Annotated in this window: 13 protein-coding genes and 1 pseudogene; 4 read left to right on the top strand and 10 right to left on the bottom strand. The window is 60.1% G+C overall.

Annotated elements, in window-relative coordinates; genetic code table 11:
* Positions 1-41: 41 nt before the first annotated feature.
* The 5 genes from ycaC to KW062_RS19600 all read right to left on the bottom strand — a co-directional run bounded on the left by ycaC (position 42) and on the right by KW062_RS19600 (position 4,709).
* Positions 42-668, bottom strand: coding sequence for an isochorismate family cysteine hydrolase YcaC (ycaC, locus tag KW062_RS19580; protein WP_027615989.1), 627 nt, complete (start codon positions 666-668; stop codon positions 42-44).
* A gap of 70 nt (positions 669-738) precedes the next feature.
* Positions 739-2,577 carry an amidohydrolase gene (locus KW062_RS19585; protein ID WP_027615988.1) on the bottom strand — a complete coding sequence of 613 codons (1,839 nt, stop codon included), beginning with the start codon at positions 2,575-2,577 and terminating at the stop codon, positions 739-741.
* Positions 2,574-3,167 carry an antibiotic biosynthesis monooxygenase gene (locus tag KW062_RS19590; protein WP_027615987.1) on the bottom strand — a complete coding sequence of 198 codons (594 nt, stop codon included), beginning with the start codon at positions 3,165-3,167 and terminating at the stop codon, positions 2,574-2,576. The genes KW062_RS19585 and KW062_RS19590 overlap by 4 nt, the downstream gene beginning before the upstream one ends.
* Positions 3,160-3,576: a DoxX family protein gene (locus KW062_RS19595; RefSeq protein ID WP_027615986.1), complete on the bottom strand. Its 417-nt coding sequence runs from the start codon at positions 3,574-3,576 to the stop codon at positions 3,160-3,162. The genes KW062_RS19590 and KW062_RS19595 overlap by 8 nt, the downstream gene beginning before the upstream one ends.
* Before the next feature lie 197 nt (positions 3,577-3,773).
* Positions 3,774-4,709, bottom strand: a complete 936-nt coding sequence (locus KW062_RS19600; protein WP_027615985.1) for a LysR family transcriptional regulator — start codon at positions 4,707-4,709, stop codon at positions 3,774-3,776.
* A gap of 249 nt (positions 4,710-4,958) precedes the next feature.
* On the opposite strand from KW062_RS19600, the gene KW062_RS19605 reads away from it, so the two are divergent.
* Positions 4,959-5,399, top strand: coding sequence for a helix-turn-helix domain-containing protein (locus tag KW062_RS19605; RefSeq protein ID WP_105755548.1), 441 nt, complete (start codon positions 4,959-4,961; stop codon positions 5,397-5,399).
* Between the two features lie 62 nt (positions 5,400-5,461).
* Here the strand turns inward: KW062_RS19605 and KW062_RS19610 are convergent, their stop codons facing one another.
* Positions 5,462-6,037 carry a flavodoxin family protein gene (locus KW062_RS19610; RefSeq protein ID WP_027615982.1) on the bottom strand — a complete coding sequence of 192 codons (576 nt, stop codon included), beginning with the start codon at positions 6,035-6,037 and terminating at the stop codon, positions 5,462-5,464.
* 379 nt (positions 6,038-6,416) lie between these two features.
* Here KW062_RS19610 and KW062_RS19615 point away from each other — a divergent pair, with 379 nt between their 5' ends.
* Positions 6,417-9,221, top strand: a complete 2,805-nt coding sequence (locus KW062_RS19615) for an ATP-binding protein (RefSeq protein WP_027615981.1) — start codon at positions 6,417-6,419, stop codon at positions 9,219-9,221.
* Here KW062_RS19615 and KW062_RS19620 read toward each other — a convergent pair.
* Positions 9,186-10,667, bottom strand: coding sequence for an ATP-binding protein (locus KW062_RS19620; protein WP_027615980.1), 1,482 nt, complete (start codon positions 10,665-10,667; stop codon positions 9,186-9,188). The genes KW062_RS19615 and KW062_RS19620 overlap by 36 nt on opposite strands.
* 161 nt (positions 10,668-10,828) lie before the next feature.
* Positions 10,829-11,779, bottom strand: a complete 951-nt coding sequence (locus KW062_RS19625) for a GlxA family transcriptional regulator (RefSeq protein WP_027615979.1) — start codon at positions 11,777-11,779, stop codon at positions 10,829-10,831.
* A gap of 233 nt (positions 11,780-12,012) precedes the next feature.
* On the opposite strand from KW062_RS19625, the gene KW062_RS19630 reads away from it, so the two are divergent.
* Positions 12,013-12,735 carry a pirin family protein gene (locus tag KW062_RS19630; protein WP_027615978.1) on the top strand — a complete coding sequence of 241 codons (723 nt, stop codon included), beginning with the start codon at positions 12,013-12,015 and terminating at the stop codon, positions 12,733-12,735.
* A 190-nt stretch (positions 12,736-12,925) separates the two neighbouring features.
* Positions 12,926-14,227 carry an OprD family porin gene (locus tag KW062_RS19635; RefSeq protein WP_371321423.1) on the top strand — a complete coding sequence of 434 codons (1,302 nt, stop codon included), beginning with the start codon at positions 12,926-12,928 and terminating at the stop codon, positions 14,225-14,227.
* Between the two features lie 45 nt (positions 14,228-14,272).
* Here KW062_RS19635 and KW062_RS19640 read toward each other — a convergent pair.
* Positions 14,273-14,927 (bottom strand): annotated as a pseudogene (locus KW062_RS19640) (IS66 family transposase); the annotation flags it as partial.
* Between the two features lie 350 nt (positions 14,928-15,277).
* Positions 15,278-16,297, bottom strand: coding sequence for an alpha-xenorhabdolysin family binary toxin subunit B (locus KW062_RS19645; RefSeq protein WP_027615974.1), 1,020 nt, complete (start codon positions 16,295-16,297; stop codon positions 15,278-15,280).

Consider the following 16,297-nt stretch of genomic DNA (forward strand, 5'->3'; position numbering starts at 1 on the left):
CAAAAAAATGCCCGCTCTTCAGCGGGCATTTTTTCAGCCAATTACTGGGCAGTGAACTTGGTGTAGCTGTTGATCAGGTTGCGATAGTTCGGCAGACGCTGCGACAGCAGATTCGCCAACCCTTCCATGTCATTACGCCAGTCACCCTGCAGCTCACAAGCCACAGCAAACCAGTTCAACAGGTGCGCACCCGCCGCCGACATACGCGCCCAGGCAGCCTGCTGCACGGTGGTGTTGAAAGTGCCGGAAGCGTCAGTCACCACAAACACTTCAAAACCTTCAGCGATGGCCGACAGGGTCGGGAACGCCACGCACACGTCAGTCACCACACCGGCGATGATCAGTTGCTTGCGGCCGGTAGCCTTGATGGCCTTGACGAAGTCTTCGTTGTCCCAGGCGTTGATCTGGCCAGGACGGGCAATGAACGGCGCATCCGGGAATTGCTCTTTCAGCTCAGGCACGATCGGGCCGTTCGGGCCGCTGTCGAAGCTGGTGGTGAGGATGGTTGGCAGATTGAAGAACTTGGCGATGTCGCCCAGTGCCAGCACGCTGTTCTTGAACTCGTTCGGCGAGAAATCCTGCACCAGCGAGATCAGGCCGGTCTGGTGGTCGACCAGCAGTACCACGGCGTCGTCTTTGTTCAGGCGTTTGTAAGGAACGTTGCTCATGTGAAACTCCTCGATGGATGGTTGTTGCGGGGAACGACGCTCACGCAGAGCGGCGCTTTTTTCAAAAGGATCAGAAAGCGAAGCAGGAGCAACCGAATGCGCCCCAGAAACCGGCGAAATCGCTGACCGGCGCATTCGACATCCGCGCTTTTTCATGGCTGTGGGTATGCACTGCGCACGGGCCGCTGCACTGATGCACCTGAGCCTGCAATGGCGAATTCGGGCGCCAGTGGCCAGGGACTTTCACCACTGGCGACCAGTCCGGCAGTACAGGCAGCGAACGTGGGCCGAGGTCTTCGAAGTCGCCGGCGGCGTACACGATCTTGCCGCCGACCAGGGTCAGCACCGACTCGATCCACTTGATCGCTTCTTCCTCGACGTGGAAGAAGTCCGCGCTCAACGCTGCCAGATCCGCCAGTTGCCCGACCTTGATCTGGCCCTTCTTGCCCTGCTCGGACGAGAACCAGGCGCTGCCGTGGGTGAACAGTTCCAGCGCGGTGGTGCGTGGCAAGCCTTCTTCGTACAGCGCCAGACCACCAACGGTGCGACCGCTGACCATCCAGTACAGCGAAGTCCACGGGTTATAGCTGGACACCCGCGTGGCATCGGTGCCCGCGCCAACCGGCACGCCTTCGGCGAGCATGCGTTTGATCGGTGGCGTGGCTTCGGCGGCTTGTTTGCCGTAGCGGTCGACGAAGTATTCACCCTGGAATGCCATGCGATCCTGAATCGCGATGCCGCCACCAAGCGCCCTCACCCGCTCGATGTTCTGCGGGGTGATGGTTTCGGCGTGGTCGAAAAACCACGGTAAGCCGTTGAACGGAATGTCGCGATTGACCTTCTCAAACACGTCGAGCATGCGGCTGATGGATTCGTTGTAGGTGGCGTGCAAACGGAACGGCCAGCGCTGTTCGACGAGGTGGCGCACCACCGGCTCCAGTTCGTCTTCCATGCCTTGCGGCAGGTCCGGGCGCGGCTCAAGGAAATCCTCGAAATCCGCCGCCGAGAACACCAGCATTTCCCCGGCACCGTTGTGACGCAGGAAGTCATCGCCCTGATGCAACTTGACGCTGCCGGTCCAGTTCTGGAAATCGGTCAGCTCTTCTTTCGGCTTCTGGGTGAACAGGTTGTAGGCAATGCGCACGGTCAACTGGTCGTCCTTGGCCAGTTGTTCGATCACCTGATAGTCGTCCGGGTAGTTCTGGAAACCGCCACCGGCATCGATGGCGCTGGTCAGGCCGAGGCGATTGAGCTCGCGCATGAACTGGCGGGTCGAGTTGACCTGATACTCCAGCGGCAGCTTCGGCCCTTTGGCCAGGGTCGAGTACAGGATCATCGCGTTCGGACGCGCCACCAGCATGCCGGTCGGGTTGCCATTGGCATCGCGCACGATCTCGCCGCCCGGCGGGTTAGGCGTATCGCGGGTGTAGCCAGCAACGCGCAACGCAGCGCGGTTGAGCAGCGCGCGGTCATACAGGTGCAGGATGAACACCGGGGTGTCCGGCGCTGCCTGGTTGATTTCTTCGAGGGTCGGCATGCGTTTTTCGGCGAACTGGAATTCGTTCCAGCCACCGACCACGCGGACCCATTGCGGCGTCGGCGTACGATCGGCCTGCTCCTTGAGCATGCGCAGCGCGTCGGCCAGCGACGGCACGCCTTCCCAGCGCAGTTCGAGGTTGTAGTTCAGCCCCCCGCGGATCAGGTGCAGGTGGGAGTCGTTGAGGCCGGGAATGACGCAGCGGCCCTTGAGGTCGATGACCTGGGTGGCGGAACTGCGCAGGGCCATGGCCTGGGCATCGGTGCCCACCACGACGAAGCGACCGTCGCTGATGGCCACGGCGCTAGCATGTGGTTTTTCACGGTCAACCGTATGAAATTGACCATTGAACAGAATCAGATCGGCGTTCATCGCGTTTCCTTGGGTTGATGGGAAGAGGACAACCAGGGGGCGAACAGGCGTGTCGCCATGGGCATGAACAGGTAGACCACCGACACTACGATGGTCAGCGTGATCAGGAACGTGGCGACCACGTAATTGGACAGGAAGGCATTGAGGCCCAGCAGCGGGCCCCAGAGCAGCGGTACCAGCAGGGTGTGCGGCAGAATCACCAGCAGCGTGACGACGGCCTGCTTCCAGCGCGGTGGCGGTGGAGCAGCGGTGTCGGCGCCGGGAGCGAACCAGAATTCATTGACCGGGTTGACCTCGGTCTGATCGCCATCGGCGAGCATCGGCGTGGCTTCGTTCACCAGTTGCAGGCGCTGGGGCGAATCAAGCCAGCGCTGCATCGCGTCGGTACTGCAAAAGCGCAGCACGCAGGTGTACAGGTCGAGGCCGGCGTTTCTGCCACGAATCACATCCACCCCCAGGTGCCCTTCCTGCTGCCCGGCGATGCTGACGATGTTGCGTAACCAGGCTTCGTAAGGCCCCTCGAAACCGGACTTGACCCGATGCTTGATGACCAGGGTCACGACTTCCTCGAAACGGTTGGATTCAGGCATAACGTAAGGCTCCGGTGAATCGGACATTGAGCGCGAGCCGTCCCGGCCCGGCGATAAGAACGCTGCTGAACAGCAGCAACAACAGCCAGCCGAACTGCCCCTCTTCAACGCTCCACTGCGGATGCACCACCCGCAACGCGATCAACAGGACACACAGGATCGGCAGGCACGCCAGACGCACCAACACCCCTGCGATAATCAGCAGCGGGCACAGCACCTCGGCAAAGATCGCCAGCATCAGGGTGATGTGAGCGCCCAGGTGGAAAGGGTCTTCGATCACTTGCAACTGAAATCTGTAATTCAAAAGCTTGGGCAAACCGTGAACCCACAACAGGAACAGACTGGCGCTGACACGCAAAAACAGCAGCCCGAAGGCCTGGGCCCGTTCATCCTGTCGCGAAACGTTCATGGGTTACCTGCCCGAATGAAAAAACACCGACGTCAATGCGCCGCAACGTCATTCGATAATGCGGGAATGGGGCTGGGGAAAATTGGATGTACGTGCTCTCTTTCAGCAGCGAGCACTGATCTGGAGTCGTTGGGATGTTGGATCTGGAACGATCAACCTGTGGGAGCGGGCAAGCCGTCCCACAGGGGCCCGATTCGTCATGGGAGCGACGATTTGCCAGCCAGAGGCAAAGGCCTCGACATGAACTCGGCGATCCGCGAGCGCAACCAGCGCTCGGCGGGGTCGTTGTCGTGCACGCCGCTCCAGGCCATCGACAACTGCGCCGCCGTAATCGGGAACGGTGGATCCTCAGCCCGCAACGCACACCCCTCGACCAGCGCACACGCTGCATAATCGGGCACCGTGGCGACCATCTCGGTGCCGGCGAGCAGCGCGCGCAACCCGCTGAACTGCGGCACGCCAAGCACCACCCGGCGACTGCGGCCGATCTTCGCCAGGTCCAGGTCGATGTTACCGCTCAGGTCGCCGGAAAACGACACCATGGCATGCGGTCGTTCGCAGTACTCATCGAGGGTTAGCGGTCCCGCCCGTTTGTCCCCGCGCAGCACCTTGCAGGGGATGTCGCGCAGCTTCTTGCATTTGGCATTCGCCGGCAAATCCATGGTGTAGCTCACCCCTACCGAAATTTCACCGGAGGCCAGCAGACTCGGCATCAACAGGTAATTGGCACGACGCACCACCACGATGATCCCGGGCGCCTCCTCCTGCAATTGCCGCAGCAATGGCGGGAACAGGCCGAACTCGGCATCGTCCGACAAACCGATACGAAACACGTCGCAACTGGTCGTCGGATCGAACTCCTTGGCCCGGCTGACCGCGCCTGAGATAACGTCCATCGCCGGCTGCAGCTCCTTGAGAATCGCCAGCGCCCGCGCCGTCGGCTCCATGCCGCGACCGTTGCGCAACAGCAGCGGATCGTCGAACAGGTCGCGCAAACGACCGAGCGCCGCGCTGACCGCCGGTTGCCCCATGAACAGTTTTTCGGCGACCCGGGTCAGATTCTTCTCGAACATCAAGGCCTCGAAAATCACCAGCAGGTTCATGTCGACGCGGCGCAGATCGTTACGGTTCATTGGCACGGCTCCCTTTTTTAGCGCGTCGGACTTTACTCGATCAACGGCACGCTGGCCGCACGTTTGTAGATCGGAAAAGCGGCCATGTCCAGCGCCGCCAGGTGCCTCGATTGTGCACACCTCCCGCCCGTGGAAATTGCAGCCATGTGCTGAGTCGGTCTGTATGCACACCGGCACAATTAACAACGTTTAACTCGCCTGCCAGAGCCCCGCGTCCAAGAATGAAGCTCACCGACATGGACATTAGTTATGGCCCATTCTCAACAGAGCACCGCGTATCTGGCCGTCACCGAAACACCGAAGAAACCCACCGGGGGTTTGACACCGTGGCGTGAAAGCCTGGCCAAGCAACTGATCCTCGAGCGCCTGAGCGAAACCATCGAAGTCAGTGACCTGGCCCGGGCCTGCGCCTTGTCACGCAGCCATTTTTCCCGCGCATTCAAATGCAATACCGGTCTCTCGCCACAGGACTGGATCCGTCAGCAACGCATCGCCCGGGCCAAGCAGTTGATCCAGAACACCGACCGCAGCCTGACGCAGATCAGCCTCGAATGCGGGTTCTGCGACCAGGCACATTTCTGCAATATCTTCACCCGCAGCGAAGGCATCAATCCGTTTGCCTGGCGCTGCCGCACGATTCGCGCCCTGCCCCATCACGCCCTCCCCACGCCGCCGTTTCACGCGCAGTAAGCGTCCGCCCCCCCCACTTGACGGGACGCCTCGAATCTCAAACGCATTGATGCGACGTCCGATCAGACCGGTGCAGCGCCCATGCGCTCGGCCAGTCGCGCCACCCGTTCGCCCAGGCACGCGGCAGTGCAGCGGTCTTCGAGCGGCGGTGCGTCTTCGGGGGATTGCTCGACATTCGATTGCGCCATGGCTCCGAGCGAACTGCCCAGGCGATTCAACTGCCCGTCGAACAGACCGCTGCTGGAACGCGCCGGCAGTACATCGAGCCCGACCCAGATCATCGAGTGCTGGGCGGCGAATACCGCCATCTGCAGCAAGGTGTTGAGCTTGTCGCCGCACAGGCAGCCGGAATTGGTGAAGCCTGCGGCGAGCTTGTCGCGCCAGGGCTGGGCCAGATAGAACGTCGCGGTGGACTCCATGAAAGCCTTGAAGTGCGCCGAAGCGCTGCCCATGTAGGTCGGCGCGCCGAAGATGATCGCGTCGGCGTGGTGCAAACGGTCCCACTGTTGAGCCACGTCCTCGACGGAAATCAACAGGCAGGTGCTTCCCTGTTGACGCGCCACCCCCTGGGCCACCGCCTCGGCGATGACTCGGGTGTGTCCGTAGCCACTGTGATAGACCACCACCACGTTGCTCATTCCATTGTCCTTTTTGGGAGAGAGATCGGCTTGCCGGCCAAAGCGTTGCGTCAGTCATCCATTCTGCTGGATGGGCCGCCGCAGTCGCGAGCAGGCTCGCCCCCACACTGACCGGTGGAAGTTGAAGAGACAGAGTTTTGGGCGTAGACCGGACGCAGCACGAGTTAAATGTTGTTAATTGTTCCCGGCGCGCCAAAAGCCATGGCGACACCTTTATCCCCCGCCGCAGCCCGTAATCACGCAGCGGATGCGCATGACCGGTGAACAGGGGGGACGATGGCCACCGTCGGAGCGCTCGCCTGTGGATTGCGTCAGGGCACAATCCCGACGAATATGCTCGGAAACCGCGTCCCAGAAGGTTGCAAGCAGGAGTGAGCCGTTGACCCTAACCCCCGCCCAGGCGATCCATTTCGGTCCCTATCGGATCTATCCCGACCAACGTCTGGTCATGGAGGCCGATCAGCCCGTGCGCCTGGGTCGGCGCGCCATGGACATTCTGTTGATCCTGCTCGAACACGCCGGCAATGTGGTGAGCAAGCAAACGCTGATCGCCAGGGTCTGGCCCAACAGTGTCGTAGAGGAGATCAATCTGCGGGTGCACCTGGCGGCCTTGCGCAAGGCGCTGGGAGATGGTCAGGCCGGGCAGCGCTACATCGTCACCGTAGCCCAGCGCGGCTACAGTTTCGTCGCGCCCTATTCGCTGGAGCAACTTGAGCAACCGGCGACGCATCCCGCCTCAACGCCTGGTGGCCACAACCTGCCGTTGCGCCGCACCCGCATGATCGGCCGCCAATCCCTGGTCGATAACCTGGTGACCCAACTGCCGCGCCAGCGCTTCATTACCCTGGTCGGCCCCGGCGGAATCGGCAAGACCACCGTGGCCCTGCGGGTCGCCGAACAACTGATCGGGCGCTACCGCGACGGCATTCTTCTGCTGGACCTGGCACCGATCAACAAACCGTCGATGATCGCCCCACACCTGGCCAGCCTGCTCGAACTGTCCCTGTACGATGACGACCCCATTCGTGGCATTGCGACGTTCCTGCGGGACCGACAGATGTTGCTGGTGATCGACAATTGCGAGCACCTGATCGACGCCATCACCCTGCTCAGCGAAAGCCTCCTGCGCGCCGCGCCCCAGGTGCATGTTCTGGCCACCAGCCGCGAAAGCCTGCGGGCCGAAGGGGAATTCGTCCAGCGCCTGGACTCACTGGACTGCCCTCCGCCCATCGCCGTACTCGACCGCGCACAGGCCCTGACGTTTTCGGCCCTGCAATTGTTTGTCGAGCGGGCCATGGCCAGCCACGACAGTTTTGAATTGACCGATGACGAACTGCCGCTGGCCATCGAAATCTGCCAGCGCCTGGACGGTATTCCGCTGGCCATCGAGTTGGCGGCGGCACAGGTCTTCAGCCTCGGCTTGAACGGTTTGCTCAGGCAACTTCAAGGCAGTTTCCGCCTGCTCACCCAGGGTTGTCCGACCACGCTGGGCCGCCACCAGACCCTGCGCGCCACGCTGGACTGGAGCTACGAACTGCTCAGTGCCTGCGAGCGAACCTGCTTGCGTCGCCTGGGTATATTCAGGGGCAGTTTCACCCTGGAGTCGGCGGCGGCGGTGATTGGCGGCGAGCACATCGACTCGCGCGAGGTGTTCGGTTCGATCACGCAACTGGTGGCCAAGTCGCTGCTGAACGTCGAAGTCGGCGACGAGGAAGTGTTCTACCGCCTGCTCGACACCACACGCAGCTATGCCCTGGACAAACTCGGCCTGGCCTCAGACCTGCCGAGCACCCGCGAACGCCACGCCGAACGCTGCCTGGCCTTGATGGAACAGGCCCGGGACGATTGGGAGCAGATCTCGACGGGCATGTGGCTCGAGCGTTATGCCCGCAGCCTGGAAGACATTCGCTCGGCCCTCGATTGGGGATTGACCCGCCAGGGCCCGCAGGTCATGGCGATCCGCCTGACCGCGACGTCCACACCGTTGTGGCAGGAACTGTCGCTGCTCAAGGAGCATGGCCTGTATGTGCGCAAGGCGCTGTCCTTGCTGGAGGCCGCTTCCGAACCCTGCCCTAAGGTGCAGATCGCCCTCAAACTGGCGCTGGGCAGTTCCTGCTATCACACACAGGGCGGCACGCCGGAAACCATCGAGGCGTTCGTCAGCGCCCGGACCCTGGCCAGGCAGTGCAACGACATCGCCGGCCAGCTGCGGGCGGTCTCCGGACACATGGCGGTCAACCTCTGTTGTGCCAATTACCAGATGGCGCTGGAGCAGAGTCAGCAATTCGATCGCCTGGGTTTGCACGGTGATGCCACCCTGTCCCTCAGCACCCAGCGCTTGCGGGTGCTCGCGCTGCACTTCGCCGGCGACCAGACACAGGCGCGAATGAACGCCGAGCAGGTGCTGCAGCGCATGACCCAGAGCGGGCACCTTAACCGCTTCACCCACGGGTTTGGCGTGCAGTACGATCAGAGCGTCGCGTCACTGACCATTCTGGCGCGCATCCTCTGGCTACAGGGGCAACCGGACCAGGCCTGGCGCACCGCCCGGCAAGCACTGGACATTGCGTTGCAGATCAACCACGGCACGTCCATCTGCTACACCCTGGCCCTGGCCGGTTGCCTGATTGCACACTACAACGGCGACAGCCGCACGGCGCGTGAACTCTTGCGCCTGTTGCTGGAGCAGGCGCAAAAACACTCGGTGCAACTGTTCTACACCTGGGCCCGGCATTACGCGCAAGTGTTCGACCATGGCGAAGCCCACCTGCCGTTCAAGCCAGGCCTGGAGTTGATCAAGGACATCCTGATCACCCTGGACAACCGTTTCGTCGATGACGAGCTGGTGCTGCGGGCCGAAACCGGTATCGCGGGCTGGAACACCGCGGAAATCCTGCGGGCCAGGGCGGGTGCGCTGCTCGTCGAGGATGATCTGCTCAATCGTGCGACAGCCGAGAGCCTGCTGATCCGCGCATTGAATGTGGCGAAACACCAAGGGGCCCTGGCTTGGGAGTTGCGCAGTGCTACCTCGCTGGCGCAGCTCTGGCAGCGTCAGGGCCGGCATCGCCAGGCCCACACTTTGTTGGCGCCGATCTGCAACCGGTTCACCGAAGGACATGCCACCCCGGACCTGACAAAGGCCTGCCGGCTACTCGACGAGTTGCAAACCCATGCGCTCGCCTGAGCCGCGGCGGACCTGGCTGATGTAGCGCGCGTAGCTCATCTCGACGGCGCGCAGCTCACCGCTGCCTTCAAGCTTCTCCAAGGCATAGCTGCGCGTGGTGTTGAGGAGACGATAGTGGGTTGCACCACCGCCCTGCTCCTCTGACAGCAGGGATTTGCGCACCAGGCTCTGCAGCCCCTCCGCCAGACGAGCCGGCAGCATCGTCCCCCCGTGGACGCCGGTGGCCGCCTCCAGGGTAAAGGCCTTTTTGAACACCGCCAGACGCTGCAGCACGTTTTGCTCCAGGGGGCTGAGTTGGTGGTAGCTCGAGTCCAGTGCCGCCTTGAGGGTTTTATGGCGCGGCACCGCCGTGCGACGGCCCTGGGACAACAACTGAAAACAGTTATCCAGCTGGGCTTGCACACCGACCAGCGCCAGTGCATCGACTTGCGCGGCCGCCAGTTCAATGGCCAACGGCAAGCCATCGAGGCGGTGGCAGATATCGCGTACCACCGGCAGGTCCTGCTCACGCAGCGTGAACCCCTGCTGGCGGGCGCGGGCTCGGCTGACGAACAGTTGCACCGCCGAGTACCCCATCGCCTCATCCACCCTGAACAGCGCCGACTCGGGCGGCACTGTCAGTGGCGGCAGCGACTGGACGGTTTCCCCCGGCACCCGCAGCGGTTCACGACTGGTCGCGAGCACCGACAGTCGCGGCGCCGATTGCATCAATGCTTCGACCAACGTACGGCAACGCTCGTGCAGGTGTTCGCAGTTATCCAGCACCAATAACGCATGCCAGTTCGACAGGACCTCCAGCGAAGTCCCGACCTCCAGCTGCAGGACGCGACTCAAGTGATCTTCCACCTGCGCAGGGTCATCGATTGCCGCCAGATCCACCAGCCAGACGCCGTCCCGATAATGCTGCAAGAGCAGCTCAGCCACACGCAGGGCCACGGTGGTTTTACCGATGCCGCCAGGACCGACCAGGGTCATGAGCCGGCAAACGGGCAAACGCCGCACCAGGCTACCCACCATCGGGTCTCGACCGGTCACCGTTGTCAACCGTGTCGGCAGGTTGTGCTGGATCCTTTGCGCGCTGTCGAGCGAAATCTCCGGGCTCGCCGATGCGTGCGCCACCGTTGCAACGAACCGGTAGCCGCGCTGCGGAACGTTGACGATGTAACGCTGCCCCTGCACTCCGTCGCCCAGTGCGCGACGCAGCGCGGCGATGTGCACGCGCAAGTTGATGTCTTCGACCACCGAGGTCGGCCAGACGCGCGCAATCAGCTCGTCCTTGCTGACCACGGTGCCCGCGCGCTCAATCAGTACCTGCAGAATATCCAGCGCCCGGCCGCCCATGCGCAGCGGCCGGGCACCGTCCAGAATCAACCGTTGCCGCAAATGAAAGGCGTAGGGGCCGAAGTGCAACGCGGTCTCGGTGTTCAACTCTCTGAAGCTGTTCATGCGCGTTCACGTGGACAAACCCGCTATGGCTCAATGACACGCAGGGTTTGCGCAACTCCTCAAAATACGTTCACCGGTATCTTGGCAGTCCCCAGTGATGGAACAACTGCCACAGGAGGAGCGTCACGGCCATCACGGTGCGCAATACGGACATGCCGGCACTAGCTGAACTGCTCGCGGTACTGGGCCGGCGTCAGCCCAAGCTTTTCGCCGAACAGAAACCGCATGTACCGGACACTGCCGAAGCCGCTTTTGAAGGCTACGGTCTTGAGCGGCAAGTCGCTGGTTTCCAGCAGGTTCCGCGCGCGATCGATGCGCGCACTTTGCAGGAACTCCATCGGCGTCATGTTCACCTCACGGGCGAACACCCGGGCGAAATGACGCGGGCTCATGTTTGCCTGGCCCGCCAGGCGCTCGATGCTGAACGCTTCGTCGAGGTGTTCGAGCATGTAGTTCTGCACCCGGGTCACCGGTGTCTCATGGGGGGCGACGGTCGCCATCAACGGACTGAACTGTGCCTGTCCGCCCTGGCGCTTCATCACTACCAGCAATACCTTGGCCACATCCTGGGCGACTTTTTTGCCATGGTCCTCGGCCACCACCGCGAGCGCGAGGTCGATGCCGGCCGTGACCCCACCGGAGGTGATGAGGTTGCGGTCCTGCACGTAAATCTGATCGGTCTCCACCGTGGCCTTCGGAAAGCCCTTGATCAGCCGTTCGGTATAATGCCAGTGAGTGGTGACCCGAAAACCGTCGAGCAGACCGGCATGCCCGAGCACAAAGGCACCGGTGCAAATCGAGCCATACACCCTGGACCGACCGACGTTGTGGTTGAGCCAATCGAGCAAAGGCGGATGTTTTTCGTTGTAGGCCCCGGGGCCACCGGGCACCAGCAACAGGTCGTAACCGTCACAGGCCTGATCGATATGCAGGTCGGCCTGCACGCTTACGCCATTGGACGCCCGCAGCGCACCCGGCACCGTGCCGATGGTCGACAGGACGTAATGGTTCTCGGGCTTGAGGTAGCGATTGGCGATGGAAAACACCTCCATGGGCCCGGCCATATCGAGCAGGAGAAAGTCGGGAAACAGCACCATTGCCACAGTTTTCATGGGTTACACATCACAGATTTCAAAAAGGGATCGATCCACCAGACAATGCTTTTTGTGTCTGGTTTTGCTCATGCTGAACATTATGGCCCAGCTCTGGAACGAGCGTCGCCCACCCATCACTGTCAACCTGCATGAGACAGTATTTCAATTTTCATCTACTTATTGCACAAACAGATAAACATTAACCTTCTTCTCACTCGGACGAATCAACGTCCCCCAGAGGAGAACTCATCATGCTGACCCTTCGCAAAGCTTCTGATCGCGGCATGGCCAACCATGGCTGGCTGAAGTCGTTCCACACCTTCTCCTTCGCCAACTACCGCAATCCCAAGGAGCAGGGTTTTTCCGACCTGCTGGTGATCAACGATGACCGTGTGGCAGCCGGCAAAGGCTTTGGCCAACACCCGCACCGCGACATGGAGATTTTCTCCTATGTGCTCGAAGGTGCCCTGGAACACAAGGACACCCTGGGCACCGGTTCGGTGATCCGCCCCGGCGATGTGCAATTGATGAGCGCCGGCAGCGGCGTGGCCCACAGTGAATACAATCACTCGGCGACCCGGCCGGTGCACTTCCTGCAAATCTGGATCGTGCCGGACATCAGCGGCGCCAAACCGCGTTATCAGCAAGAGCATTTCAGCACGCAGAAGAAACGCGGTCGCCTGCAACTGATCATCTCCCCCGATGGGGCCAACGGTTCGCTGCGGGTGCGTCAGGATACCCGGGTGTATGCCGGCCTGATCGACGGCAAGGAAACCGCTACTTTGGCGCTGGACGCCAACCGCTACGCCTATGTGCATGTGGCCCGTGGCAGCGTCGAACTCAACGGACTGTTGTTGCAGGAAGGCGACGGCGTGCGGGTCAGGGATGAACAGGCGCTGACCCTGACCAAGGGTGTCGATGCCGAAGTGCTGGTGTTCGACCTGCGGCCTCAAGAATTACCGGAAATGCCGTGACCGTGAATAGCCTGGGGGCCTCAACGCCTCCGGGCATCACCAATGGGTCTGAGAAAACCCATGGACAAACAGGGCGGCGGCGAAAACCGAGTGAACGCTTGATATCGTGCGTTAGCAAAAAAAGGCACAAACATACAGGCGCGTTACCGCCGTATAAGCAACTCTCGGTACCTACATTTGGAGGTACACCATGAAGAGCCCGATGCTTTGCTTCTGCCTGTTGTGTGTAGGAAAGGTTATGGCAGCAGGCTCGACAGCGCCTGAAACCTCGGACTTTCTAGAGGACGCAACGCTCAACGTTCTCAGCCGAAACTTCTTGTTGAATAACGATAACCGCTCCCAGAACGCTGCAAAGAATTACCAGCACGAATGGGCGCAGGGCTTCATCACGACGTTTGAGTCAGGCTTCACGCCCGGAACATTTGGTTTTGGTGTGGATGTGCATGCTTTTGTCGGGCAAAAACTTGAAGGCGGTAAGGGGCACTCAGGAACCGGGCTTTTACCCGTCAACAGTGATGGAGAGTCCGCTCGAAACTTCAGCGACGGCGGCGGCGTGATCAAGGCTCGTCTCTCACAGACCCTTATTAAGTTCGGCGAGATGGAAGTAGAAAGCCCAGTCTTCGACACCTCCGACAAACGCCTGCAACCTGAATACGCAACGGGGTGGCTCTTACAAAGTGACGAGCTTGCCGGCATACACTTGGTCGGTGGCAAATTCACAGCATTCAAAAACCAAGACTCCTCCTCTTCCAAAGGGGATTTTGCTGGGTATGGTGTAAACACCGATGTGGGCTCAATCAGCTTCGTTGGGGCTGACTTCACGTCCAACAAAAACCTAGGCGCCAGGCTCTATGCCTCCCAACTAACAGACACTTGGAGGCAGTATTACGCCAACGTGTACGTCCGTCGCTGGGATACGTTTGTAGATTTCAACATCTACCGTACGGTTGACTACGGGCACTCTGTCGCAGGAGCCATCAGCACAACAGCTTATAGCCTTTCTGCCAAACACAACATTGGCAGCCAAGCCTTCACCCTGGCCGCCCAAAAAATTCATGGTGACACACCTTTCGATTTCGTAGGGGGCGACTCCATATACCTGGCCAACTCCATCAAGTTCGCCGATTTCAATGGCGCCAATGAGAGCTCCTACCAAGCCCGCTACGACCTGGATTTCACATCCATGGGCTTTCCTGGACTCAAGTTCATGTCACGGTATGTGACTGGACGTGATATCGACGGCACTCATGCGCCGCTAGGAGGGGCCTACTTCCCTTTTGATCCGAGCGAACAGGACTTTGTCCCTCAGCAAGGCAAAGGCGCAAAGCACTGGGAGCGCGATATTGATCTGAGCTACACCGTCCAGTCCGGGCCGGCGAAAGATCTTTTACTGCATTTCACCCACGTCTCTCATCGGGCGAATGAAGCACAAGGCGGGCCGGACATCGACCGCATTTACTTTGTTGTTGAGTACAACTTCAATCTGATGTGATCCCTTCCACTTTGAGTATGCGTCCAGCCATCACGCCTTGCGTAACTAAACCGGTTGCCACTTGTGCGGCAGTAACTGGTCGATTTTACTCGCCTGCTGCATCCGCAGACGCGTGAGAACATCCTTCAGATACGCGTATGGATCTGGTTCTCGCACCAATTATTAATGGGTACGGCCTCGTCATCGAGGTAGCGCGACAGCGCTGCCCAGCGTTTCAAGCTGTAATCCAGCGCTCTGCTAATAGCCGAGCTTTCAGGCACGACAGTGCGCTGGGCGATCATCCAGGCGTGTAGCGTTTTCATCACCAGCACGGATTTTCTTGCCGTATTCGGCAGCGTAAATCCGGCTCCAGGTCACGGATTTCGCTCTCGATTTCGTACAGCAGTTGGATATAGCGCAGGGCTTGCTCGGCGAGCATGCTCTTGTTGGTGGCGTGTAGTTCGAAGAACTTGCGCCGCGCATGGGCCATGCAGCCGATTTCGGTCACACCGAGTTCGAAACTGGACTTGTAACCACCAAAATCATCACAGACGAGATTGCCCTTCCAGTGTTGAAGGAAGTTGCGAGTATGTTCACCGGCGCGGCTGCAGCTGAAGTCGTAAACGACAGCCACTGTTTCGCAGAATTGGCTGGTGGCGTAGGCCCAAACATAGGAACGGTGGGGTTTCTTTAAACCCGGAGCGAGAGGCCGAATATACGTGTGCAGTCGGCACGGGCGCCAAAGCGAAGGGGGCTTGCAACCAGGAGGACCATATACAGTCACTCGGATGTGCTTTCCTGATCCAGCACACAATGGCCTGCGTACCGACCTTCGGCATTTGGCTGCTGCCGTGCTCATGGGGTATCGAAAGAGCTCGCATAAAATACGGGCTTGATTAGGATATTCGTAGGGATATAAATTTTATAAATCAGAATAATCTCATTGTAAAACAGGTACATATTTTTCTATTCGAGTCCAGGTCGTCCAGACAGCAAAATCAAAAAGCCCCTGAATCGAAAGATCAGGGGCTTTTTTGTGGCCGATGAGAGAAAGCCCGGCGGGCAGGCTGACTAGATACGCCACGCCGAAGCGATAGGCTCAAGGGTTTTGTGCAAGGCGACGCCTTGCGCTGTAATCGCACTCAAACTCTCAAGAGGGGTGTGCGGCGGCAGATCAAACGCGGTGACAAAACCACCGATTTGCCTAGCCAGCAAGTGGGCCTCCCGCACGTAATCGAGCCGTACCGCATCAAACCGAGTGACCCGACTCAAGGCTTGCGCCTGCTTGATCGAGTCCGTCAACAACCGGGTCAACTGGTCTTTTTGATCCTGGTAGTGCTGGCGCTTGACCCGCAGGTCATTCCTGAGCTTCACCATGTCGACGTAGCGGATGTATTGCGACGCATGCTCGACCAATTTCCTGAACAGGCGTACCCCACGCTTCACCATTTCAACTTGCGGGGCGCTTAAATCAAGCCCATCCAACTCTTCATCACTCGCGATCCAGGGCAACAGGTAATCGAACAGGTTCTTGTCGTCGATCACCCTGATGCACTCGTCAATGTCCTTGCGCTGCTCATCCAATTCGAGCAGTCGCGCGTCCAGATCCTGCAGAGCCAATCGAATGCCTTTTTCCAGGTTGATCGAGCCCGCGCTGCCCGCCTCGTCCGTGGGCAATACCTCAATGTCGTCGACTTGATTGATCGCCGTAGTCATGCCAAGCCAAAAAGTCCGGACACGCCGCATGTCGGCATTGACACTGCTGATGTAGTCCTCTCTCAACTCTTCCTTGGCCCGCTGCCGCGCCTGCTCATCCAATTCCTGAGCGCTCTCCAGCCGATCGAGTTCAGCGTTCAAGCTTAAAAAATTGGCATTTCTCAACAGCGGCATCATGGCGACCGTCGATTGCAAAATACTTGAATGCGCGCCATTGAGCGCTGCGTTGAGGCGCCCAAGCCTGGCCTGCAGATACTCGGCAAACCCCAGGGAAATCTCCGAAACGGCCATGTTGATTGAGTATTTGCTTTGCTTCATCAGCGCATAATCCGGCTGGCGCTGCTCTTGAGTGGACATCCTGTCTATCTCGTTCAT

This window comes from Pseudomonas fluorescens (assembly GCF_019212185.1).
In the GTDB taxonomy this organism is placed as follows: Bacteria; Pseudomonadota; Gammaproteobacteria; order Pseudomonadales; family Pseudomonadaceae; genus Aquipseudomonas.